The organism is Stenotrophomonas sp. 2619, from assembly GCF_040548725.1.
Lineage (GTDB): Bacteria > Pseudomonadota > Gammaproteobacteria > Xanthomonadales > Xanthomonadaceae > Stenotrophomonas > Stenotrophomonas maltophilia_AP.
The window spans coordinates 1-20,044 of sequence record NZ_JBEPSF010000028.1; the positions used below are offsets into that span (position 1 = coordinate 1).

The window sequence follows — 20,044 nt, forward strand, 5'->3', positions numbered from 1 at the left end:
GCCGGGCCGCGCCCGCGGCGGCGGCCGGGGGGGGGGGGGCGGCCCGCGGGGGGCCCCCCCCCCCCCCCCCCCCCCCCCCCCCACTACCGGCGCGGTTTTTTCAGCAGCACTGCAAGCCCAGCCAGGTCTGCGACAGATCCCGCGCGGCCAGGTCCTGCCGGCGGACCCAGGCGTACAGCATTCCCGAATCGCCCCACATCGCCTCGTCGTCCGAATCCAGCTGCAACAGCAGCGCCCAGTCGGCCACACCGGCCGCCAGCGCAGCGGCGCGGGGATCGCCATAGCCGCTCGGGTCGCCGCAATACAGGCCATGGCTGACCAGCTGCGCTTCCAGTGCCATGTCGTCCTGCACGTTATGCGACCAGCCGCCCATTCCGTGCCGCTCGCCCGGCGTCGGAGAGCCCAGGTCGGCGATATCCTCCACCAGGGCGTAGTAGCCCTCCTCGGCCGCGTCGTCCCAGCCCAGCCCGGCGTCACGCAGCGCCTGCGCCACTTCCTCGCCCTTGGACGAGAACGGATGCGGCAGGCTCCAGGCGCGATGGAACGCCAACGCGGACGGTGCCAACGCGGCCTCCGCATCCGGCGCAGGCAGGCGCTGCAACCCGTCCGCGTCGAACAGGTGGATGCCATGCCCACTGCGATCGGCCGGGTCAAAGCCCCACGGTTGCGTGTCGGTGTCGTAGAAGAACGACAGCACGCCCTGTGCAGGCAGATCCAACCCGCAGTCCAGACCCTGCAGGTCGGCCAGGTTGATCTGCAGCAGGAAATCCAGCGCCCTGCCCTTGTGGGTGGGCCATGCAAAGCCGGCGGGCACATCCGGCCCGCCGCCGATCCGCGAGGCGCCGATCGGTGCATCCACCTCCGCCCGGCGGCTGAAACCGACGCGCGGCCGCAGCCACGGCAGCAGCACGCCGGCATGCGCGCCGAACCCATGCGATGCGCAGAGCGCGGTGAATTCCTGTTGGGTCAGCGTCATGACCACCTCCCTGTCTGAAAGCAGCCCGCAGTCTAGGCGCAGCACCGACACGCCCGGTAGTGCCGGCCGCTGGCCGGCTCCACACAATGCGTAGTGCCGGCCGCTGGCCGGCTCCACACAATGCGTAGTGCCGGCCGCTGGCCGGCTCCACGCAATATCGACGAGCCCGGTAGCGCCGGCCGCTGGCCGGCTCCACCCAATGTCCACGAGCCGCCCACCGGCCGCGTCAATCGCCATCACGTGCGCGTGGGGTTCTTCTCCGGCGCGGCCGCAGCCGGCGCATTCGGCGCGTCCTCGCAGACCCGATGCTGCGCGACCACCTCGCCCACCTTCCACTCCTTCACCACCCGGCACTGTTGCGTCGGCGCTTCCTTGCGAGCCGCAGGCTCGGCACCCACCTGACCAGGATTCTGCCGCTCCACCCACGCCTTGGGCGGTTCGGCGGCGAACGCAGGCGCCGCCAAACACAGCGCGACCAGTCCAGCGCACAGCCGGCTCATGCGGCCACCGGCCCGCCGCCCAGCAGGCGCGCCGGCAGCATGAACAGCGCGCGCAGGAAGGCGAATACGGCCGAGAAGGTGATGCCGACCAGGCGGAACGGCAGGCTCAGCAGCCACACGAACGGCCAGGCGACCAGCGCCAGGATCGCCAGCGGCCAGCACAGCACGAACAACAGGCACCACACGCCCAGCGCGAACAGCGTCTTCATCGTCGGTCTCCACCGGCACCGGGCGGCAATGCCCGCAGGCTCACGGTGCCGTTGCACCGCCCGCGCGGCAAGCGGGATGCGACGAATGCCGACCTCGGCCGACGAAACCGGGAATACGCCGATGAGCGACCGCCGCGGCGGTGGGGCCGGGGCCAAGCGCCGCTAGCACACGACCGTCGGTCGTGTGCCCCAGGTCATTCGAACGAACCCACCGAATCGTGCGACAGGTTGTCGAAGCGGGTGTACTCACCGAAGAACTTGAGTTTGCACGAGCCGGTCGGGCCGCCTCGGTGCTTGCCGATGATGATCTCGGCCAGGCCCTTGTCGGGCGAGTTTTCCTTGTTGTAGTAGTCGTCGCGGTAAATGAACACGATCATGTCCGCGTCCTGCTCGATAGCGCCGGATTCGCGAAGGTCGGCCATCACCGGGCGCTTGTCGGTACGCGTTTCCAGCGAGCGGTTGAGCTGGGACAGCGCGATCACCGGCACGTTGAGTTCCTTGGCCAGGCCCTTCAACGAACGCGAGATTTCCGAGATTTCGGTCGCGCGGTTTTCGCTGTTGCCCGGCACGCTCATCAGCTGCAGGTAGTCGATCACGATCAGGCCCAGGTCGTGCTCGCGCTTGAGGCGGCGGCACTTGGAGCGCAGGATCTCCGGCGACACACCCGGCGTGTCGTCGATGAAGATCTTGGTTTCCTTGAGCATCCGGATCGCGCCGGTGACCCGGCTCCAGTCTTCGTCTTCCAGCTGACCGGTACGCAGGCGCTGGGCGTTGATGCGGCCGTTGGAGGAAATCAGGCGCATCGCCAGCTGCGAGGCCGACATTTCCATCGAGAATACCGCCACGCCCTTCTTGGACTTGATCGCCGCGTACTCGGCGATGTTCAGCGCGAAGGTGGTCTTGCCCATGGCCGGGCGCGCGGCCAGGATGATCAGGTCGGTGGGCTGCAGGCCGGAGGTCATCGCATCGAAATCGGCGTAGCCGGTCGGTAGGCCGGTGATATTGCCGCCGTTCTCGAAGCGGTTGCGCAGTTCTTCGAACGCGTCTTTCAGCGCGCCGGGCATCGCCACGAAATCAGTGCGGCCACGCGCGCCCTGCTCGGCGATGGCGAACACCGACTTCTCCGCCGCCGACAGCAGTTCGCTGCTCTCGCGGCCTTCGGGCTGGAAGCCGTCGTTGACGATGTCGGTGCCTACCTGGATCAGCTGGCGCAGCACGGCCTTGTCGCGCACGATCTCGGCGTAGGCGGCGATGTTGGCGGCCGATGGCGTGGTGCTGGCCAGTTCGATCAGGTAGGCGCCGTCGGCCACCAGTTCCATGCGGCCCTGCGACTCGAACCACTCGCCCAGGGTGACCGCATCGAACGGGCGGTCACGCTCGGACAGCTCGCGGATCGCGCGGTAGATCATCTGGTGGTCGCGACGGTAGAAGTCGGTCTCGGTCAGCTGGTCGTTGATGCGGTCGTAGCTTTCCGGGGCCAGCATCAGCCCGCCCAGCACCGCCTGTTCGGCCTCGATCGAATGCGGCGGCACGCGCAGCTGGTCGATCCGCGATTCATCGCGGTCGAAGCGGTCACCGCGGTCTTTGCGGTCGGAACGGAAGCCAGAGCGGGCGGACATGTGAAGGCGTACTTCCTGCGGTGCGGGGCGTGGGGCATGGTAGGCACGGCGCGCGCGCCGCAACCATGCATAACCCTGTGGATAAGCAGTGGATGAGCTGGGTACAACGGCGCGTGTCGGCCGGTGGCGGCGGCAGCGCATGCCGCACGACGCCGGGCCGTGCGCCGCACCGCATTATCGCAGAAGCACCCGACTCAATGCTGACCGCCGTGGGTGGCGATCCAGGCGAGGAATCTGTCCACGAAGCCCTGCAGGAACGTCTGCGTCCCCTCGCTGCTGATGGCGCCCGCCTCGTCGATCAGGCCCTCCTTGAAGTGCAGGAACACCTCCGGCTGGCCCAGCACCGGCATGTCCAGGTAGGCCAGCACGTTGCGCAGGTGCTGCTGGGCCAGCGCGGTGCCGATCACCCCGATCGAGGCCCCGACCACCGCGGCCGGCTTGCCGGCGAAGGCGCTGTCGCCGTAGGGCCGCGAGCCCAGGTCGATGGCGTTCTTGAGTACCCCGGGAATGGAGCGGTTGTACTCGGGCGTGACGAACAGCACCGCGTCGGCGTCACGGATCTGCTTCTTCAGGCGCACGCCCTGGGCCGGGTAGTCGGTGTCGAAATCCTGGTTGTAGAGCGGCAGGTCGCCGATCTCCACATGCTCGAAACGCGCCCTGCCGGCCGCCAGCTTCTCCAGCGCATGGGCCAGCGCCTTGTTGTGCGAGCCCTTGCGCAGGCTGCCGACCAGTACCGCAATCTTCACTTCGGCCATGGGGATGTCTCCGTTGGGGGAAAGCCCCAGCCTAGGCGGGCGCCCCTTCGGCCATGGTGAAGGGGGGGGTAGAGCCACCCCATGGGTGGCTACCCGTCGACCCCACACCATCCCCACGTCCAGCCACCCATGGGGTGGCTCTACCCCTAGGGGCTGCATCATCGGTACGTCCAGCCACCCATGGGGTGGCTCTACCCCTAGGGGCTGCATCATCGGTACGTCCAGCCACCCATGGGGTGGCTCTACCCCAGGGGCTGCATCATCGGTGCGTCCAGCCACCCATGGGGTGGCTCTACCCGGGCCCCACATCATCGGTGCGTCCAGCCACCCATGGGGTGGCTCTACCCCGGGCGCCGGGTCGTTACCTGGTCGGATGCGCACGTGGTGGGCGCGCGCGCCGACCCACGGTCGGTACCTAGCCGCGCTTGACGGTGGCGCGCACGTCGCGCCAATGCGCCTGCCAGGCCTGGAACATCAACACGTTCCATAGGTGCGTGTGCCACTTGCGCTCGCCCTGCTGGAACTGCTGCCACAGCGGCACGACTGCCTCTACGTTGAACACGCCCTCGGCGGCCAGCCGGGCCGGGTCCAGCAGTGCGTCGGCCCAGCCGCGCAGGTCGCCCTTGAGCCAGGCGCTGACCGGCGCGCCGAAGCCGCGCTTGGGCCGGTGCACCATCTCCTGCGGCACGTAACGGCCCAACACCCGCTTCAGCAGGTACTTGCTCACCCCGTCGCGCTGCTTCATGCCCAGCGGCAGCGACCAGGCGAACTCGGCCACGCGCCAGTCCAGCAGCGGGGCGCGTGCCTCCAGGCTCACCGCCATGCTGGTGCGGTCCACCTTGCACAGCAGGTCGTCGGGCAGGTAGGTGTTGAAGTCGGCCAGCATCATCGCGTCGGCCGGCGAGCCGGCGCCGTGCAGCGGGTCGGCCAGGTCGTAGAAGCTGCCGGCCCCGGTGGCCCCCTTCACCGCCGCCACCGGGTCGCGCCAGCGCGAGATGCGGTTGCGGTACACATCGCCGATGCCGCGCGCGCCGGTCTCGGCCAGCAGCGCGGCCAGGCCACCGGTGCGCGAGGCCTCGCCCTGGGTCTGCGAATGGGCCGCCATCCAGCGCCGCAGCGGCGCCGGCAGCTTGCCCAGCATCGCCCAGTTGCGCAGTGCGCGCTGGTACCGGCTGTAGCCGAAGAACAGTTCGTCGCCGCCGTCGCCGGACAGCGCCACGGTGACCGACCCGCGTGCCAGCTTCGCCACCAGCGCGGTGGGCACCTGCGAAGCATCGGCAAACGGCTCGTCGAACATCGCCGGCAACTGCGGCACCACCGCCAGGGCATCGGCACCGCTGACATACAGCTCGGTGTGATCGGTGCCCAGGTGCTGCGCCAGCGCCTTGGCCAGCGGGGCTTCGTCGTGGTCCGAGCCCTGGAAACCGATGCTGAAACTGTGGATCGGCGACGCCGATTGCGCCTGCATCAACGCGGCCACCACCGACGAATCGGTGCCACCGGACAGGAACACGCCCACCGGCACGTCGGCCACCATGCGCAGCGCCACCGCATCGCGCAGCACCGCGTCCAGCTGCGCCTCGGCCTCGTCATCGCTGCCGCGGAACGGCTGCGCGAGTGCCTGCTGCATGCGCTCGCGCGCATTCCAGAACGGCACCTGCTGCTGGTCCGGGCGATGCGCGGCGGCACCGGCCGCCACCGCCGCCGCGTCCAGCCGCAGCGCGCGGCCGGGCATCAGCTTGAAGCAGCGTTCGTGGATGCAGTGCGGGGCGGGAATGTAGTCCAGCCGCAGCAGCAGGGTCAGCGCGTCGCGGTCGATGTCGTTGTCAAAGTGCGGGTGCTGCCACAGCGCCTTCAGCTCCGAGCCGAACACCAGCGCATCGCCCGCCCAGCCGTAATACAGCGGCTTCTTGCCGACCCGGTCGCGGGCCAGCCACAGGCACTGCTCGGCGTGGTCCCACAGCGCGATGGCGAACATGCCGTTGGCACGCTGCAGGGTCTCATCCAGCCCCCAGGCCACGAACGCGGCCAGCAGCACTTCGGTATCCGAATGGCCGCGGAAGCGGTGGCCCAGCGCTTCCAGCTCGGCACGCAGGGCAGCGAAGTTGTATACCTCGCCGTTGTAGGCCAGCACGTAGCGGCCGTCGTTGGACGCCATCGGCTGATGCCCCAGCGGCGACAGGTCCAGGATGCTCAGCCGTCGGTGCGCCAGCGCGATGCCGCGGCCGGCATCGGCCCACACTCCGCTGTCATCCGGGCCACGATGGACCAGCGCGTCGCCCATGCGGCGCGCCAACCCTTCCAGTGCTGCCTGCTCCGTTACCGGAGCCGGCAACAGCATTCCTGCCAATCCACACATGCGTCAGAGATCCTGCGCCAGTACCCGGGCGGCGCTTACCAGCGCATTGTCGCTTGGAAGCACGCACATTGCTGCCCCCGCCAGCGGGGTGTAGGTGTCGGCCCCGCATACCCGCTGCAACGGCAGGTGGCCCAGCCCGGCCTCCACCAGCGCGGTGATCACGCCCTCGCCCACCCCGGCACTGTGCCGGCCTTCGTCCACCACCAGCACCCGCTGGGCGTCGGCCGCCTGCTCGGCGATGAAGCCGGCATTGAGCGGCACCAGCCAGCGCAGGTCCACCACCCGCACCTGCCAGCCCAGCTCGGCCTGGATGGTGCGCGCCGCGCGCAGGCTCATCGGCACGCCGTTGCCGTAGCTGAAGATCACCAGGTCGTTGGCCTCCGGCGCGTACACCCGGCCCTCGCCCGGCCGCATCGTCTGTGCGGGCGGTGGGTACGGGAACAGCCACTGGCCATCGCCGGGCTCGTACAGGTCCTTGGTCATGTACAGCGCGATGGGCTCCAGGAACACCGACACCCGCCCGTTCACCTGGGCCAGTGCCGCCAACGTGCGCAGCATCATCGCCGCATCGTCGCCGCGCGACGGACACCCGACCACCAGGCCGGGGATGTCGCGAAGCGCGGTGATCGAATTGTCGTTGTGGAAGTGACCGCCAAAGCCCTTCTGGTAGCCCAGCCCGGCAATGCGCACCAGCATCGGGTTGCGGTACTGGTCGTTGGAGAAGAACTGCAGCGAACAGGCCTCGCCGCGCAGCTGGTCGGCGGCGTTGTGCAGGTAAGCCAGGTACTGGATCTCCGGGATCGGCAGCATGCCCAGGTTGGCCAGGCCCTGGGCCATGCCCAGGATCATGGTTTCATCCAGCAGCGTGTTGAACACCCGGCGCGGCCCGAAGGCCTTGAGCAGGCCCTTGCTGACCGTGTACACCCCGCCCTTCTGCGCCACGTCTTCGCCGAACAGCAGCGTTGACGGGTACTTGGCCATCAGTTCGTGCAGGCCCTGGTTGATCTGGATGGCCAGGTGCCGCGGCGGCAGTCCCTCGGGCAGCTGCGCCTCGCTGCCGAAGGCGGCCACGCGCGCCTGCGGATCGGCCACGCGTGCGGCCTCGGCCTGCACCGCCGCCGGCGAGTACGGGGCCAGCGGCGCCATGATCTGCGCCAGACCGTCGAGCTTGGGCCGGCGGTCGGCTTCTTCGGCCGCGGCGAAACAGCGTGCGCGCATTGCTTCGTAGCGCTGCAGCAGCTGTTCGGGCGTCGTCCAGCCCGAGTCCAGCGCAATCTGCGCCGAGCGCAGCAGCGGATCGGCTGCCTCGGCCGCGCACAGTTCCGGCAAGGGGCGCCACTCGATCTCGAAATCGGTGCCGGCGTGGCCCATCAGCCGCGTGGTGCGCAGGTGCAGGAAGGTGGGCCGCCGGGTGCGCCGGCAGTGCTCGAGCGCGCGTTGCACCTGACCGTGGCCGGTGGCCAGGTCCAGGCCGTCGGCGAAGAAATAGTCCAGCCCGGGGCGTTGGCCGAAGGCCTGCGCGATCCAGCCGTCGGGCGTCTTCACCGAAATGCCGATGCCGTTGTCTTCGCACACGAACAGCACCGGCGCCGGCAGCCGCTGGTAGGCCGCCCAGGCCGCCGTGTTGAACGCGGTCTGCGCAGTGGCGTGGTTGGACGAGGCGTCGCCGAAGGAGCAGATCACCACGCTGTCGTCGGGAATCGGCAGTGCGTGACCGATGCGGCGCGCGCTTTCGATGGCCATCGCCGTGCCCAGTGCCTTGGGCAGGTGCGAGGCGATGGTGGAGGTCTGCGGCAGCACCCACAGCGGCTTGCTGCCCCACACCTTGTGCCGGCCGCCGCTGGCCGGGTCGTCACAGCTGGCGGCAAACGACAGCGCCGCGTCGAGCACCGGGTCCATGCCCGGCACCTGGCGGAAGCGTTCTGCCATGAACGCCCCGGAGCGGTAATGCAGGAACGCCGGATCGGTGTGCCGGGCCAGCCGCGCCACCAGCGCGTTGCCCTCGTGACCGGACGAGCCGATGGTGTAGAAGACCTTGTTCTGGACGCGCAGCACGCGCGCCATCAGGTCCAGGTGGCGGCTGATCAGCTGCGACTCCAGCAGCGCATCGAAACCGGCCGCGTCGAGCGTGCTGCCGGGCAGGATCGGCGCGTCAGCGGCGGGACGCGGTGCGGGATCGCCCCGCCACTGCTGCACGAATTCAGTGAAGTTGGTATCGCAGACCTCAGCCCGGTTGAGGGCCTTCATGCGTGCGGGAATCGGATCGGGAACCACGGCAAACATCCATCAGCCTCCGTGACGCGCGGCCCAGGCGGCCACGCCGGGAGCATGGCCGCAACCTGCGCAGGTTGCCAAGCGCGGGTGCAGCATGGGCGATCACGTGCGGCGGCGGTGCTGCCATTGGTCGCGCGACTGGCCCCAGATCTCGATCGGCTTGCCGTCATGCGGCGGCGGCAGTTCGCCCATCCGCAGCAGCGTGCTGCCCAGCTTGCGCGCCACGATCTTGGAGTTCTCGTTGGCCGCGTCGATGGTGTGGATCACCTCTTCCCAGCCCAGCGCGTCGAATGCCCAGTCGATGCTGGCCACCGCTGCTTCCGGCGCATAGCCCTTGCCCCAGCTTTCGCGGCGGATGCTCCAGCCCACCTCGGTACCGGGCCAGTCCAGCGGCTGCCACGGGCCCATCCGCCCGACCCAGTCGCCACTGCTTTTTTCGATCACCGAGAACATCGAAAAGCCGTACAGGTGCCAGCTGCCGGCCAGGCAGCTGAAGCTGCGCCACGCCTGCGACGGGGCCTGCACGCCGCCCAGGTGCTGCATGACCTCCGGGTCGGAACAGAACCGCAGGAACGCGTCGAAATCCTCCACGCGGGGTGGGCGCAGGATCAGGCGGTCGGTTTCCAGCTGCAGGTCGAAAATGCTCATGGCGATGGCCGTCGGAGAACAGGCAGAAATCATCGCAGAAGGCCGGGCTGCGCGCTGTGGCGGGCCCCGCAAAACGCAACAGGCCGGACGACGCCGGCCTGTTGCTCGCACGATCCATCCGCGCGGAGTTACTGCTTGTTCGAATCCAGCGCGGCGGTCTGGGTCACCAGCTGGCCGTCGATGACCGGCAGGCGGTCGCTGCTCGGCTTGTTGTCCATCTTTACGGTCTTTTCCACGCCGTCGTAGCGGTAGGTCACGTTGTAGCCGGTGACCGCGTTGCTGGTGCCCATCGGGATGCGGTTGCCGGGCTTGCTGGCCATGCGCATGGTGCCGGTGGTGCCATCTTCATTGCGGTAGGTGACGTTGTAGCCGGTGACCTTGGTCGATTCGGAGGTCGCCGTTTCGGTGTGGCACTGGCGCTCGGTGCGGTTGACCACGCGGCCACCCACGTGGCGCTTGTCCACCTGGTTGCCGATCAGGCCGCCCGCCACGGCACCGGCAGCGGTGGCCGCCTTCCTGCCGTTGCCGCCGCCCACCTGGTTGCCCAGCAGGCCGCCGATGACCGCACCGGCGACGGTGCCGCCGACGTTGCCATCGCGCTCGGGCAGGCGTTCCTGCACCACCACGTCCTGGCAGACTTCATGCGGGGTCTGGGTGGTGGAGGTCTGGCGCACCGGCTCGGTGCCGATCACGGTGGCGTAGGCCTTTTCTTTCTTCGTCAGCGGATCGACCTTGACGACGTCGGCGTATTCCAGCTTGCCGGCTTTGTCGTCCACGGCCAGCGCATCGGTGCGTGCACCGTCGTCTGCCAGCGGGGTGGTGTCCAGGGTGGGCCGGGGCTGCGTCGCCGTCACCGGGTCCGGTGCGGACGAGCCACTTTTCATGAAAGCAGCAGTGGCGATGCCGCCGACAAGCAGCGCGCCAGCGGCGACCAAAGCAGTGGTGGTGGTACTTTTCATATCCGGCTCCCTGCGGACGATCCGCAACGTTCTTGAGCGGATTCCAGCATGCGGTGCCTGAACGGAATCTCCACAGGGCGTACACGCGGCGCTTACCCATTCAGGTTCTGTGTCGGCGTGGCCCGTGATAGCGTTTACAGCTTCTGTCGAGGAGCGCGTCATGGCCAATCCCCTGTTGCTGCCGGTGCTGGAATGGGCACGTCGGCTGCGCTACCCCACCTTGTTCAAGCTCACCGCCGGCCTGTTCGCGCTGACGCTGTTCATTCCCGACCCTTTGCCGGGCGTAGACGAGATTCTGCTGGGCCTGGGCACGCTGCTGCTGGCCAACTGGAAGAACCGAAGCGCCGCGCTGCCGCCGGTGCTGCCGGGCAAACGCCGCGCGTGACGCTGGTCGACAGCCACTGCCACCTGGACGCGAGCGAGTTCGATGCCGATCGTTCCGACGTGATCGCGCGCGCCCGCGCGGCGGGCGTGCAGGTGCAGGTGGTGCCCGCGGTGACTGCCGCCAGCTGGCCCAAGCTGCGCGAGACCTGCCGGATGGCCGACGGCCTGTACCCGGCCTACGGGCTGCACCCGATGTTCCTGGATGCGCACCGGCCCGAGCATCTGGACGAACTGCGCGGCTGGATCGAGCGCGAACGCCCGTGTGCGGTGGGCGAATGTGGTCTGGATTTCTTCGTGGCGGGCTTGGATGCGGAGCTGCAGCAGCAGTACTTCATGGGGCAGCTGCGGATTGCGCGTGACTTCGACCTGCCGGTGATCGTGCATGCCCGTCGCGCGGTGGATGCGGTGATTGCCGCGATCAAACAGGTGGGCGGCCTGCGCGGCGTGGTGCACAGCTTCCCGGGCAGCCCCGAGCAGGCCGCGCAGCTGCACAAGCTCGGGTTCCTGCTGGGCCTGGGCGGCCCGCTGACCTACGACCGCGCCCAGCGCCTGCAGCGGCTGGTGACAACCATGCCGCTGGAGCAGTTGCTGCTGGAGACCGACGCGCCCGACCAGCCCGACGCGAGCATCCGCGGCGAGCGCAACGAACCCTCCAGGCTGCCGGTGATCCTGGACACCGTGGCGCGGCTCCGCGGCCAGCCGGCCGAGGACATCGCCGCGCAGACCACCGCGAATGCGAAGCGGCTGTTCGGCCTGCCATAACGGCGCCGCACAACGACACACGCACACCGACCCTCCCCACCGGTAGAGCCGACCGTTGGTCGGCTGCTGTTGGTGGCGCCGACCGTTGGTCGGCTGCTGTTGGTGGCGCCATCCGTTGGTCGGCTGCGGCAGGTAGAGCCGACCGTTGGTCGGCTGCGCCAGGTAGTGCCGGCCGCTGGCCGGCTCCCGGAAAACCCGCCCCTCAACCCGGCAACCCAATGCTGGGCTGCAATGCGATCCGTGAGGTGGGTGGGCAGCGCCGGGTTTCCCGGCAGCTGACCAACGGTCAGCTCTACCCGCCACATCAGCTCTACCCGCCACAGCTGACCAACGGTCAGCTCTACCGCGTGTGCGGCAGTTCCGGGTGTCCCCGCAGCTGACCAACGCTCAGCGCTACGCGGGGGTGGCGCTCTTCTTGGGCTTCATGAGCATTTCCAGCGCCTTGCCGACGGCGGCGAAGGCGAAGGCGCCGGTGATGTGGGTGGCCGCGCCCAGGCCGGCGCCGCAGTCCAGCTTCAGTGCCGCGTCCGCGCCCAGGTTCGGGCGGATGCCGCATACCGTGCCGTCGGCCTGCGGGTACTTCACGTTCTCCAGCGAGTACACCGCCGGCACGCCGAAGTAGCGCGACGCATTCTTCGGGAAGTTGAAATCGCTGCGCAGCTTCTTGCGGATCAACGCCATCATCGCGTCGTGCTCGGTGCGCGACACATCGCGGATCCGCACCAGCGTCGGGTCGGTACGCCCGCCCGCCGCGCCCACCGTCAGGATCGGCAGCTTGCGGCGACGGCACCACGCAATCGTCTCCACCTTGACCCGGAAACTGTCGCAGGCATCGATCACCAGATCGAAATCGCGGTCCAGCAGCTCCACCATGTTCGACACGGTCAGGAACGCGGCGATCGGCTCCACCTGGATGTCCGGATTGATCGCCCGGCAGCGCTCGGCCATCGCCTCGGCCTTGTTGCGGCCGTACTGCCCGGCCAGGGCCGGCAGCTGCCGGTTGGTGTTGGACACGCAGATGTCGTCGGCATCGATCAGGGTCAGGTGGCCCACTGCCGTGCGTGCCAGCGCCTCCACCACCCACGAGCCCACCCCGCCCATGCCGACCACCGCCACCCGGCGGGTCGACAGCAGGTCCACGGTGCCCACCCCGTACAACCGGTCGATGCCGGCAAATCGTTCGCGCAGTACGTCGTTCATCGGCCCATTTTACCGGGGCGCAGGCCGTCGCGAACGCCGCATGGACAGGACGCACCGTAAGATCGACCGCAGCTACCCAACAGGACGCCACTGCATGAGCCAGCCCGCCACGCCCCACCGCCCCTCTGCCGCCTACCGCTATCTGTTGGTCGGCGTGCTTGGCGTGGTGGTCGGACTCATCGCCACGGTCATGGTGTCGCGTGCCATCCAGGCCCGCCAGGACCCGTTTCCCGATGCCCTCATGCACGTCATGAACCGCCAGGTGCAGCTGTTGCAGGACGCCCAGGCACAGAACCGCTGCACCCTGGCCGACAGCGTGCCGCGCCTGCAGACCCTGCGCTCGCTGTCCAACGACGTGGACCTGGCCTTCCCCGGCCTCAAGGACAGCCAAGGCTTCCAGCAGCATGCCAGCGCGCTGCGCGCCACCCTCAACCAGGCCCTGGCCACCCCGCCCACCGACTGCGTCGGCATGGGCCAGCTGGTGGAGAAGATCCAGAACGACTGCAAGGCCTGCCACCAGGATTTCCGCTGATTCATCTGGCAGCCACGCTCGAGGCCCGGGATTGGCGCGCTGTTCACGGAGTACAGGACAGGATCTGCGGCATGCGCCCCAGACGCATTCGACCACCCCTCTGGCCAGGAGAACCACCATGAAGATCCAACTCATTGCTGCAGCCGCCGTCGCCACCGTCGCACTGGCCGGCTGTGCGACCACCTCGCCCGGCTATGGCAGCGGCGGTTACAACAACGGTTACGGCAACAACGGCGGCTACAACAACACCAACAACCGCTGCGCCGATTGCGGCATCGTCACCCGCATCAACCAGGTCGCCTCCGGGCGCACCGCGCCGTCGGCCACCGGCGCGATCCTGGGCGGCCTTGTCGGCGCGGTTGCCGGCCATGAGATCTCCGACCACACCGGCGGCAGCAAGGGCAACCAGAACATCGCCGCCGCTGCGGGCGCCGTGGGTGGCGCACTGGCCGGCAACCAGATCCAGAAGAACGTCACCAGCGACACGTTCGACATCACCGTCCGCATGGACGACGGCCGCACCGTGGTGGTCAACCAGCGCGACCTCGGTGGCATCCGCGAGAACACCTATGTCCGCGTCGTCAACGGCAAGGTGATCCTGCGCTGATCGCGCCGCGCCCCCAGCGCGACGTAAAAAAAGGGCCCGCGCAAGCGGGCCCTTTTCGTGTTTCATCCAGCAGACATCGGTGTGCGCTTAGAGCGGCTTCACCTTGTCGGCCTGCAGGCCCTTCTGGCCGGTCACTACTTCGAACTCGACCGCCTGGCCTTCCTTCAGGCTCTTGAAGCCCTGGGACTCGATCGCGCGGAAATGCACGAACACGTCCTCGCCGCTTTCACGGCTGATGAAACCAAAACCCTTAGCGTCGTTGAACCACTTGACGGTGCCCTTCTCAGCCATCTCAGCTACTCCCTAACTGTCTGTCTTGTTGTTGGATACGCCCTGACAGGCGGCTGACAGCAAGGGGGAAGCGAGGTGCAACGATGCAGCGGATCAGAAGATCTACCATCATCAGGCCACGATCCACGGTGACCTTGCCAAGCTCAGCGAGGTCAACTTAACCCGAGCAAAACGAAAAATCAACTGTGAAAAGCTTTCACATGTCAACCCTATTTCCCACACCATACCGGACAGCATGGACTATTCATTCATCTTCTACCTGCTAGCGGCCCTGCTGGTGCTGACGGGCATCGCAGGCATCGTGCTGCCGGCCCTGCCCGGCATCCCCCTGGTCTTTGCCGGACTGCTGGTGGCCGCCTGGACCGACGGCTTCGCCCACGTGGGCTGGGTGCCCCTGACCCTGCTCGGCCTCCTGACCCTGCTCTCCTTCGCGGTGGACATTCTGGCTACCGTGGTCGGCGCCCAACGGGTCGGGGCCAGTCGCAAGGCGCTGTGGGGCACGGTGCTGGGCAGCATCGCCGGGCTGTTCTTCATGCCGATCGGGCTGCTGGCCGGACCGCTGCTGGGCGCCTTGGCGGGCGAGTACTGGCACACGCGCGAACTGGGTCGCTCCACGAAGGTGGGCCTGGCCACGTGGCTGGGCATCCTGCTCGGGGTGGCCCTGAAAATGGCGCTGGTGGTGGCAATGCTGGGGCTGTTCGCCTTCGCCTGGTTCTTCTGATGTCCGTGCTTTTCACACCCCGCGCACGGGCCTGCCCGGCATAAATCCCGCTGCGGGACCACGGCGGGCGCTGGCAGGATCGGCGGGCAACGGCCACACTGTTCCGGAAACCCCATTCATCTTTGCCACCTGGCCTGCTTTCATGACCTCTTCCCGCCCACGCTCCGCCCTGTTCACCGCTTTGGCCCTGGCCTGCGCCAGCCTGCCGTTGGCCGCACAGGAAGCGGCCCCCACCCCGGCCTCGCCGGAAGCGTGTGCGCTGGTCGACACCGACGCCGCGCGGCTGGCCTGTTACGACACGCTGTTCGGCCACACCCGCGGGGTGACCGAGGCCGCCGATGCCGCCGCCGTTGCCGCGCAGCAGGCCCGTCGCGAAGAACGCCAGGCGGCGCGCACCGCCGAAGCCGATGCCCCGGCAACCCAGCGCGCCAAACAGCGCCTGGGCGAGCTGTTCAAGAGTGACGGCCATGAAGATGCGCTGGCCAACGCGGGCAAGGGCTCGCTGCTGGACAGCCGCTGGGAACTGGCCCAGGACTCCAAGCTGGGCGCGTTCCAGCTGCGTGCCTACAAGCCGGTGTACCTGCTGCCGGCGTTCTGGACCAGCGACAAGAACCAGACCCCGCAGTCGCCCAACCCAGCCAACAATGTCACCACCCCGCAGCTGCTGGACAGCAACGAGCTGAAGTTCCAGCTCAGCTTCAAGACCAAGGTGGTGGAGAACCTGTTCGGCGACAACGGCGACATCTGGGCCGGCTATACCCAGAGCTCGCGCTGGCAGGCCTACAACGCCGAGAACTCGCGCCCGTTCCGCGAAACCAACTACGAACCTGAAATGATGCTGCTGTTCCGCAACGGCTATTCGATCGGCGGCTGGCGCGGGCGCATGAGCGGCATCGGCGTCAACCACATGTCCAACGGCCGCGCCGATCCGCTGTCGCGCAGCTGGAACCGGGTGATCGCCACCATCGGCCTGGACCGCGAGAACTGGGCGCTGGTGCTGCGCCCGTGGTACCGCCTGCCGGAAGACCGCAAGGACGACAACAACCCGGATATCGAGGACTACATGGGCCGCGGCGACGCCACCCTGACCTGGAACCGGAATGGTCACGAAGTCTCGCTGATGGCACGCCATTCGCTGCGCGGTGGCGACCGTTCGCATGGCGCGGTGCAGCTGGACTACGGCTTCCCGATCAGCAACCTGCTGCGCGGCCATGTGCAGGTGTTCGACGGTTATGGCGAGAGCATGATCGACTACAACCACAAGGCCACCTACATCGGCCTGGGCGTGTCGCTGCTGGAGTGGTACTGATGGCGGTGACGATCTGGCACAACCCGCGCTGCAGCAAGTCGCGCGGGGCGTTGCAGATCCTGCGTGAGCACGGCATCGAACCGACCGTCATCGCCTACCTGGACACCCCGCCGGACGTGGCCACGCTGCAGGCGCTGGTCGCGGCGATGGGCACCGGCGCGCGCGCCCTGCTGCGCACCAGGGAAGAGGCGTATGCCGCGCTTGGCCTGGCCGATCCAGCCTTGGACGACACTGCCCTGCTGGCGGCCATGCACGCGCACCCCGAACTGATCGACCGGCCGATCGTACGCACCCCGCGCGGCGTCCGGCTGTGCCGGCCGCCGGAAACGGTGCTGGAGATCCTGCCGGCCTGACGCAGGGCGGCGCGATGGTTCAACCGCCGCAGCGGCTCATGCAGCGGTCGCGGTCTTCCCCGCAGCGCAGCGCCGGCGAGCGGTTGCGACAGAAGTCGGCGCTGGCCTGGCAGGAACGGCGCAGTTCCGGGTTCTCGATCTTGTCGCAGCGACCGTCGCGCTGGGTGGCGACCCCGGTGCCGCAGGTATCGCTGCTGCCACTGCCCAGTGGGCTGGCCGAGCAACTGTCGTACCGGCTCTGGCAGACCGCCATGCACTGGTTGGCCGCCGTCACCTCGCGCAGGCTGGGGGCCGGATAGGTATCGCCGTCGCTGCTGCAGGCAGCAAGCAGCAGGGTCAGCAGCATCACAGACAACATCCTTGCCATGGTCGTGCTCCTTGTTGGTCGGTGCGGATGCACCTGCGCATCCCAGGCAAATGTAGCACCGCTGGCGTCGCGGTCGCCGCACCGCCAGACCGCGCATCACCGCCAGTCGGTGATGCCTTCGCGCCGATACACCTCGATGAAGGCCGGACGCGCCTTGAGTCGATCGGCGTAGGCCTTGAGCACCGGCCAGGTGTCGCTTGGCACGGGCATGTTGCGCGACCAGCGCAGCAGCATCACCAGCATCAGGTCGACCACGCTGAGGTGCGCGCCGAGCATGTACGGGCCGCCTGCCTGCAGGTGGTCGGACAGCCGCTGCCACGCCGCTTCCAGGCGTTGCCGCGCCTGCTCCCGGGTAGCGCCGGCGTTGTCCGGCCCGGCCATTTCATGGGCGTAGAACCAGGCGCGATACGCCGGCTGTACGGTGTTGGCGCACCAGAACATCCAGCGATAGGCCTCGCCGCGTTCCGGGCTGCCCACCGCCGGCAGGAAGCCCGCCTGCGGATGCAGGTCGGCCAGGTGCAGGGCAATGGCCGCCGCTTCGGTCAGCACCTGCCCGTCCATGACCAGCGTGGGCACCACGCCGGCGGGGTTGAGCGCCAGGTAGTCGTCCGACTTCTGCTGCCGGGTTTCGAAGTCGAGCAGGACCAGCTCGTGCGCGACGCCCAGTTCGATCAACAGCCAATGCACCACCAGCGAGGCGGTACTCGGGGAACCATACAAGGTGGTGGGCATGCGCGGCGCCTGTCAGGGAAAACGTCCCATTATGCGCCGCCCGGCTGCCTGCGATGGATACAGATGCGCGCCAGCGCAGGGCGGCGCTGTGGCTGTTGCGCCGCCCTGCGCAGGCCTAGCATGCGCAGCACCTTCTCCCGGCGTGCGACGATGCCCGAACTGTCCAACCTGCTGGCCTTCGGCCTGATTTCGCTGGGCATGGTGCTCACCCCCGGCCCAAACATGATCTACCTGGTGTCGCGCTCGATCTGTCAGGGACGCGCCGCCGGGCTGGTGTCGCTGGGCGGCATCGCGCTGGGTTTCCTGGTCTACCTGCTGTGCGCGGCGCTGGGCATTACCGCATTGTTGATGGCCGTGCCGCACGCGTACGACGCCCTGCGCATCGCCGGTGCGCTGTACCTGCTGTACCTGGCCTGGCAGGCGCTGCGCCCGGGCGGACCGTCGCCCTTCCAGCTGCGCGACCTGCCGCGCGACAGCCCGCGCCGGTTGTTTGCGATGGGGCTGTTCACCGCCCTGCTCAACCCGAAGATCGCGGTGATGTACCTGTCATTGCTGCCACAGTTCATCCAGCCCAGCGGGCATGGCAGCGTGATGGCGCAGTCGGTGGTGCTGGGACTGGTGCAGATTGCCACCAGCCTGGGCGTCAATGCGTTGATCGTGCTGGCCGCCGGCAGCATTGCCGCGTTCCTTGCACGGCGGCCGCGTTGGCAGACGATGCAGCGCGCGCTGATGGGCACGGTGCTGGGTGCGCTGGCGGTGCGGATGCTGGTGGACGTGCGGCGGTGAGGACGCGCCGACCAGGATGTGCGGCAACGAAAAACGGCGCCCTCGGGCGCCGTTTTTCTTGTCTGGGTGCCAACCAAGGGCCGGCATCCAGAAGGTCAGGCCACCACCACCGGAATCTTGCCGATGCGGGCCTGCCATTCGCGCGGGCCGGTGATGTGCACCGATTCGCCGGTGGAATCCACCGCCACGGTCACCGGCATGTCCTGCACGGTGAACTCGTAGATGGCCTCCATGCCCAGGTCGGCGAAACCGACCACCTTGGCGGCCTTGATCGCCTTGGACACCAGGTACGCCGAACCGCCGACCGCCATCAGGTACGCCGACTTGTTGTCGCGGATCGCTTCGATCGCCGCCGGGCCGCGCTCGGCCTTGCCGACCATGCCCAGCAGGCCGGTCTGTTCCAGCACCTGGCGGGTGAACTTGTCCATGCGGGTGGCGGTGGTCGGGCCGGCCGGGCCGACCACTTCGTCGCGCACCGGGTCGACCGGGCCGACGTAGTAGATGAAGCGGCCCTTGAGGTCGACCGGCAGCGGCTCGCCCTTGTCCAGCATTTCCACCATCCGCTTGTGCGCGGCATCGCGGCCGGTGAGCAGCTTGCCGTTGAGCAGCAGGGTCTGGCCCGGTTTCCAGCTGGCCACGTCTTCGGGGGTGATCGTATCGAGGTCGACACGGGTGCCCTTGGAGGCGTCGTAGGTGATCTGCGGCCAGTCTTCCAGCGACGGCGGATCCAGCATCACCGGGCCACTGCCGTCCAGGGTGAAGTGCGCATGGCGGGTGGCCGCGCAGTTGGGGATCATCGCCACCGGCAGGTTGGCCGCGTGGGTCGGGAAGTCCTTGACCTTGATGTCCAGCACCGTGGTCAGGCCGCCCAGGCCCTGCGCACCGATGCCCAGCGCGTTGACCTTGTCGAACAGCTCCAGGCGCAGCTCTTCGGCGCGGTTGGATGCGCCACGGGCCTTGAGCTCGTTGATGTCGATCGGCTCCATCAGCGATTCCTTGGCCAGCAGCATCGCCTTCTCGGCAGTGCCGCCGATACCGATGCCCAGCATGCCCGGCGGGCACCAGCCGGCGCCCATGGTCGGCACGGTCTTGAGCACCCAGTCCACGATCGAGTCGGACGGGTTGAGCATGGCGAACTTGCTCTTGGCTTCCGAGCCACCGCCCTTGGCGGCGACGATCACCTCCACATGGTCACCGGGCACCACCTTGACGTTGACCACGCCCGGGGTGTTGTCCTTGGTGTTGGTGCGCTTGCCGGCCGGATCAGCCAGCACCGAGGCGCGCAGCTTGTTGTCCGGGTGGTTGTAGGCGCGGCGCACGCCTTCGTTGGCCATGTCTTCCACGCCCATGGTGGCGTCGTCCCAGCGGACGTTCATGCCGATTTCCAGGAACACGGTGACGATGCCGGTGTCCTGGCAGATCGGGCGGTGGCCTTCGGCGCACATCCGTGAATTGATCAGGATCTGGGCCATCGCCTCCTTCGCGGCCGGCGATTCCTCGCGCTCGTAGGCGGCGGCGAGGCTCTTGATGTAATCGACCGGGTGGTAGTACGAAATGTACTGCAGCGCGTCGGCGATGGACTGGATGAGGTCTTCCTGCTTGATCGATGTCACGACTTGCTCGCTTGCTGGAGGCTGGCGGGGATTCAGCCCATCATTTTACCCCCCTCGCGCCGCCAAGGGGCATCCGCCGTGGGGCGAC

At 68.2% G+C, this 20,044-nt stretch carries 22 protein-coding genes; 8 read left to right on the forward strand and 14 right to left on the reverse strand.

Features of this window, described 5'->3' with window-relative positions:
• Positions 1-100: 100 nt before the first annotated feature.
• The 9 genes from ABIA71_RS20330 to ABIA71_RS20370 all read right to left on the reverse strand — a co-directional run bounded on the left by ABIA71_RS20330 (position 101) and on the right by ABIA71_RS20370 (position 10,299).
• On the reverse strand, positions 101-976 hold the full coding sequence (locus ABIA71_RS20330; RefSeq protein WP_354287722.1) for a YwqG family protein: 876 nt from the start codon (positions 974-976) through the stop codon (positions 101-103).
• Between the two features lie 236 nt (positions 977-1,212).
• Positions 1,213-1,476 (reverse strand): hypothetical protein, encoded by a 264-nt coding sequence (locus ABIA71_RS20335; protein WP_354287724.1) that lies wholly within the window; start codon positions 1,474-1,476, stop codon positions 1,213-1,215.
• The gene (locus tag ABIA71_RS20340) at positions 1,473-1,685 is read right to left on the reverse strand and encodes a hypothetical protein (protein WP_128097259.1); all 213 of its coding nucleotides are present in this window, start codon (positions 1,683-1,685) and stop codon (positions 1,473-1,475) included. The genes ABIA71_RS20335 and ABIA71_RS20340 overlap by 4 nt, the downstream gene beginning before the upstream one ends.
• Before the next feature lie 194 nt (positions 1,686-1,879).
• Positions 1,880-3,304: a replicative DNA helicase gene (locus ABIA71_RS20345; protein WP_038687575.1), complete on the reverse strand. Its 1,425-nt coding sequence runs from the start codon at positions 3,302-3,304 to the stop codon at positions 1,880-1,882.
• A 194-nt stretch (positions 3,305-3,498) separates the two neighbouring features.
• Positions 3,499-4,059 carry an NADPH-dependent FMN reductase gene (locus ABIA71_RS20350; RefSeq protein WP_354287726.1) on the reverse strand — a complete coding sequence of 187 codons (561 nt, stop codon included), beginning with the start codon at positions 4,057-4,059 and terminating at the stop codon, positions 3,499-3,501.
• A gap of 415 nt (positions 4,060-4,474) precedes the next feature.
• A complete protein-coding gene (gene asnB / locus ABIA71_RS20355; RefSeq protein ID WP_354287728.1) occupies positions 4,475-6,418 on the reverse strand; it encodes an asparagine synthase (glutamine-hydrolyzing) in 1,944 nt (647 codons plus the stop codon).
• A gap of 3 nt (positions 6,419-6,421) precedes the next feature.
• Positions 6,422-8,701: a thiamine pyrophosphate-dependent enzyme gene (locus ABIA71_RS20360; RefSeq protein ID WP_354287730.1), complete on the reverse strand. Its 2,280-nt coding sequence runs from the start codon at positions 8,699-8,701 to the stop codon at positions 6,422-6,424.
• A 93-nt stretch (positions 8,702-8,794) separates the two neighbouring features.
• Positions 8,795-9,340: a GNAT family N-acetyltransferase gene (locus tag ABIA71_RS20365; RefSeq protein ID WP_354287732.1), complete on the reverse strand. Its 546-nt coding sequence runs from the start codon at positions 9,338-9,340 to the stop codon at positions 8,795-8,797.
• A gap of 128 nt (positions 9,341-9,468) precedes the next feature.
• Positions 9,469-10,299, reverse strand: coding sequence for a glycine zipper 2TM domain-containing protein (locus tag ABIA71_RS20370; protein WP_354287734.1), 831 nt, complete (start codon positions 10,297-10,299; stop codon positions 9,469-9,471).
• Positions 10,300-10,459: 160 nt separating this feature from the next.
• On the opposite strand from ABIA71_RS20370, the gene ABIA71_RS20375 reads away from it, so the two are divergent.
• The gene (locus tag ABIA71_RS20375; protein ID WP_354287735.1) at positions 10,460-10,684 is read left to right on the forward strand and encodes a DUF6116 family protein; all 225 of its coding nucleotides are present in this window, start codon (positions 10,460-10,462) and stop codon (positions 10,682-10,684) included.
• Entirely contained in the window at positions 10,681-11,445 is a 765-nt protein-coding gene (locus tag ABIA71_RS20380) for a TatD family hydrolase (RefSeq protein WP_502961290.1), read from the forward strand. The genes ABIA71_RS20375 and ABIA71_RS20380 overlap by 4 nt, the downstream gene beginning before the upstream one ends.
• A 393-nt stretch (positions 11,446-11,838) precedes the next feature.
• Here the strand turns inward: ABIA71_RS20380 and ABIA71_RS20385 are convergent, their stop codons facing one another.
• Positions 11,839-12,645 carry a tRNA threonylcarbamoyladenosine dehydratase gene (locus tag ABIA71_RS20385; RefSeq protein WP_354287737.1) on the reverse strand — a complete coding sequence of 269 codons (807 nt, stop codon included), beginning with the start codon at positions 12,643-12,645 and terminating at the stop codon, positions 11,839-11,841.
• 94 nt (positions 12,646-12,739) lie between these two features.
• Between ABIA71_RS20385 and ABIA71_RS20390 the strand changes: the two genes are divergently transcribed.
• Together ABIA71_RS20390 and ABIA71_RS20395 are read left to right on the forward strand one after the other, a co-directional pair.
• Positions 12,740-13,177 carry a hypothetical protein gene (locus ABIA71_RS20390; protein WP_354287739.1) on the forward strand — a complete coding sequence of 146 codons (438 nt, stop codon included), beginning with the start codon at positions 12,740-12,742 and terminating at the stop codon, positions 13,175-13,177.
• A 118-nt stretch (positions 13,178-13,295) separates the two neighbouring features.
• Positions 13,296-13,784, forward strand: a complete 489-nt coding sequence (locus ABIA71_RS20395; RefSeq protein WP_128095392.1) for a glycine zipper 2TM domain-containing protein — start codon at positions 13,296-13,298, stop codon at positions 13,782-13,784.
• Positions 13,785-13,871: 87 nt separating this feature from the next.
• Here the strand turns inward: ABIA71_RS20395 and ABIA71_RS20400 are convergent, their stop codons facing one another.
• Entirely contained in the window at positions 13,872-14,075 is a 204-nt protein-coding gene (locus ABIA71_RS20400; RefSeq protein ID WP_019185917.1) for a cold-shock protein, read from the reverse strand.
• A gap of 235 nt (positions 14,076-14,310) precedes the next feature.
• Here ABIA71_RS20400 and ABIA71_RS20405 point away from each other — a divergent pair, with 235 nt between their 5' ends.
• From ABIA71_RS20405 to arsC, 3 genes are all read left to right on the forward strand, one after another.
• Positions 14,311-14,796 (forward strand): DUF456 domain-containing protein, encoded by a 486-nt coding sequence (locus ABIA71_RS20405; protein WP_354287741.1) that lies wholly within the window; start codon positions 14,311-14,313, stop codon positions 14,794-14,796.
• 142 nt (positions 14,797-14,938) lie between these two features.
• The gene (locus tag ABIA71_RS20410) at positions 14,939-16,105 is read left to right on the forward strand and encodes a phospholipase A (RefSeq protein ID WP_354287743.1); all 1,167 of its coding nucleotides are present in this window, start codon (positions 14,939-14,941) and stop codon (positions 16,103-16,105) included.
• Positions 16,105-16,458: an arsenate reductase (glutaredoxin) gene (gene arsC / locus ABIA71_RS20415; RefSeq protein ID WP_354287745.1), complete on the forward strand. Its 354-nt coding sequence runs from the start codon at positions 16,105-16,107 to the stop codon at positions 16,456-16,458. Before ABIA71_RS20410 ends, arsC begins: the two co-directional genes overlap by 1 nt.
• A 19-nt stretch (positions 16,459-16,477) precedes the next feature.
• Here arsC and ABIA71_RS20420 read toward each other — a convergent pair whose 3' ends face one another.
• Positions 16,478-16,825 (reverse strand): hypothetical protein, encoded by a 348-nt coding sequence (locus tag ABIA71_RS20420; RefSeq protein ID WP_354287746.1) that lies wholly within the window; start codon positions 16,823-16,825, stop codon positions 16,478-16,480.
• A 96-nt stretch (positions 16,826-16,921) separates the two neighbouring features.
• The gene (locus tag ABIA71_RS20425) at positions 16,922-17,557 is read right to left on the reverse strand and encodes a glutathione S-transferase family protein (protein ID WP_354287747.1); all 636 of its coding nucleotides are present in this window, start codon (positions 17,555-17,557) and stop codon (positions 16,922-16,924) included.
• 120 nt (positions 17,558-17,677) lie between these two features.
• Between ABIA71_RS20425 and ABIA71_RS20430 the strand changes: the two genes are divergently transcribed.
• Positions 17,678-18,343, forward strand: coding sequence for a LysE family translocator (locus ABIA71_RS20430; RefSeq protein WP_354287749.1), 666 nt, complete (start codon positions 17,678-17,680; stop codon positions 18,341-18,343).
• A 95-nt stretch (positions 18,344-18,438) separates the two neighbouring features.
• Here the strand turns inward: ABIA71_RS20430 and ABIA71_RS20435 are convergent, their stop codons facing one another.
• Positions 18,439-19,956, reverse strand: coding sequence for a FumA C-terminus/TtdB family hydratase beta subunit (locus tag ABIA71_RS20435; protein ID WP_182342502.1), 1,518 nt, complete (start codon positions 19,954-19,956; stop codon positions 18,439-18,441).
• Between the last annotated feature and the right edge of the window lie 88 nt (positions 19,957-20,044).

Excerpts from the sequence above, each read along its gene's own strand:
- ABIA71_RS20385 (WP_354287737.1), bottom strand. The coding sequence starts at position 12,645 with ATGAACGACGTACTGCGCGAACGATTTGCCGGCATCGACCGGTTGTAC.
- ABIA71_RS20410 (WP_354287743.1), top strand. The coding sequence starts at position 14,939 with ATGACCTCTTCCCGCCCACGCTCCGCCCTGTTCACCGCTTTGGCCCTG.
- ABIA71_RS20430 (WP_354287749.1), top strand. The coding sequence starts at position 17,678 with ATGCGCAGCACCTTCTCCCGGCGTGCGACGATGCCCGAACTGTCCAAC.
- ABIA71_RS20345 (WP_038687575.1), bottom strand. The coding sequence starts at position 3,304 with ATGTCCGCCCGCTCTGGCTTCCGTTCCGACCGCAAAGACCGCGGTGAC.
- ABIA71_RS20335 (WP_354287724.1), bottom strand. The coding sequence starts at position 1,476 with ATGAGCCGGCTGTGCGCTGGACTGGTCGCGCTGTGTTTGGCGGCGCCT.
- ABIA71_RS20375 (WP_354287735.1), top strand. The coding sequence starts at position 10,460 with ATGGCCAATCCCCTGTTGCTGCCGGTGCTGGAATGGGCACGTCGGCTG.
- arsC (WP_354287745.1), top strand. The coding sequence starts at position 16,105 with ATGGCGGTGACGATCTGGCACAACCCGCGCTGCAGCAAGTCGCGCGGG.
- asnB (WP_354287728.1), bottom strand. The coding sequence starts at position 6,418 with ATGTGTGGATTGGCAGGAATGCTGTTGCCGGCTCCGGTAACGGAGCAG.
- ABIA71_RS20395 (WP_128095392.1), top strand. The coding sequence starts at position 13,296 with ATGAAGATCCAACTCATTGCTGCAGCCGCCGTCGCCACCGTCGCACTG.
- ABIA71_RS20340 (WP_128097259.1), bottom strand. The coding sequence starts at position 1,685 with ATGAAGACGCTGTTCGCGCTGGGCGTGTGGTGCCTGTTGTTCGTGCTG.
- ABIA71_RS20360 (WP_354287730.1), bottom strand. The coding sequence starts at position 8,701 with ATGTTTGCCGTGGTTCCCGATCCGATTCCCGCACGCATGAAGGCCCTC.
- ABIA71_RS20425 (WP_354287747.1), bottom strand. The coding sequence starts at position 17,557 with ATGCCCACCACCTTGTATGGTTCCCCGAGTACCGCCTCGCTGGTGGTG.
- ABIA71_RS20330 (WP_354287722.1), bottom strand. The coding sequence starts at position 976 with ATGACGCTGACCCAACAGGAATTCACCGCGCTCTGCGCATCGCATGGG.
- ABIA71_RS20420 (WP_354287746.1), bottom strand. The coding sequence starts at position 16,825 with ATGGCAAGGATGTTGTCTGTGATGCTGCTGACCCTGCTGCTTGCTGCC.
- ABIA71_RS20370 (WP_354287734.1), bottom strand. The coding sequence starts at position 10,299 with ATGAAAAGTACCACCACCACTGCTTTGGTCGCCGCTGGCGCGCTGCTT.
- ABIA71_RS20390 (WP_354287739.1), top strand. The coding sequence starts at position 12,740 with ATGAGCCAGCCCGCCACGCCCCACCGCCCCTCTGCCGCCTACCGCTAT.
- ABIA71_RS20350 (WP_354287726.1), bottom strand. The coding sequence starts at position 4,059 with ATGGCCGAAGTGAAGATTGCGGTACTGGTCGGCAGCCTGCGCAAGGGC.
- ABIA71_RS20405 (WP_354287741.1), top strand. The coding sequence starts at position 14,311 with ATGGACTATTCATTCATCTTCTACCTGCTAGCGGCCCTGCTGGTGCTG.
- ABIA71_RS20365 (WP_354287732.1), bottom strand. The coding sequence starts at position 9,340 with ATGAGCATTTTCGACCTGCAGCTGGAAACCGACCGCCTGATCCTGCGC.
- ABIA71_RS20400 (WP_019185917.1), bottom strand. The coding sequence starts at position 14,075 with ATGGCTGAGAAGGGCACCGTCAAGTGGTTCAACGACGCTAAGGGTTTT.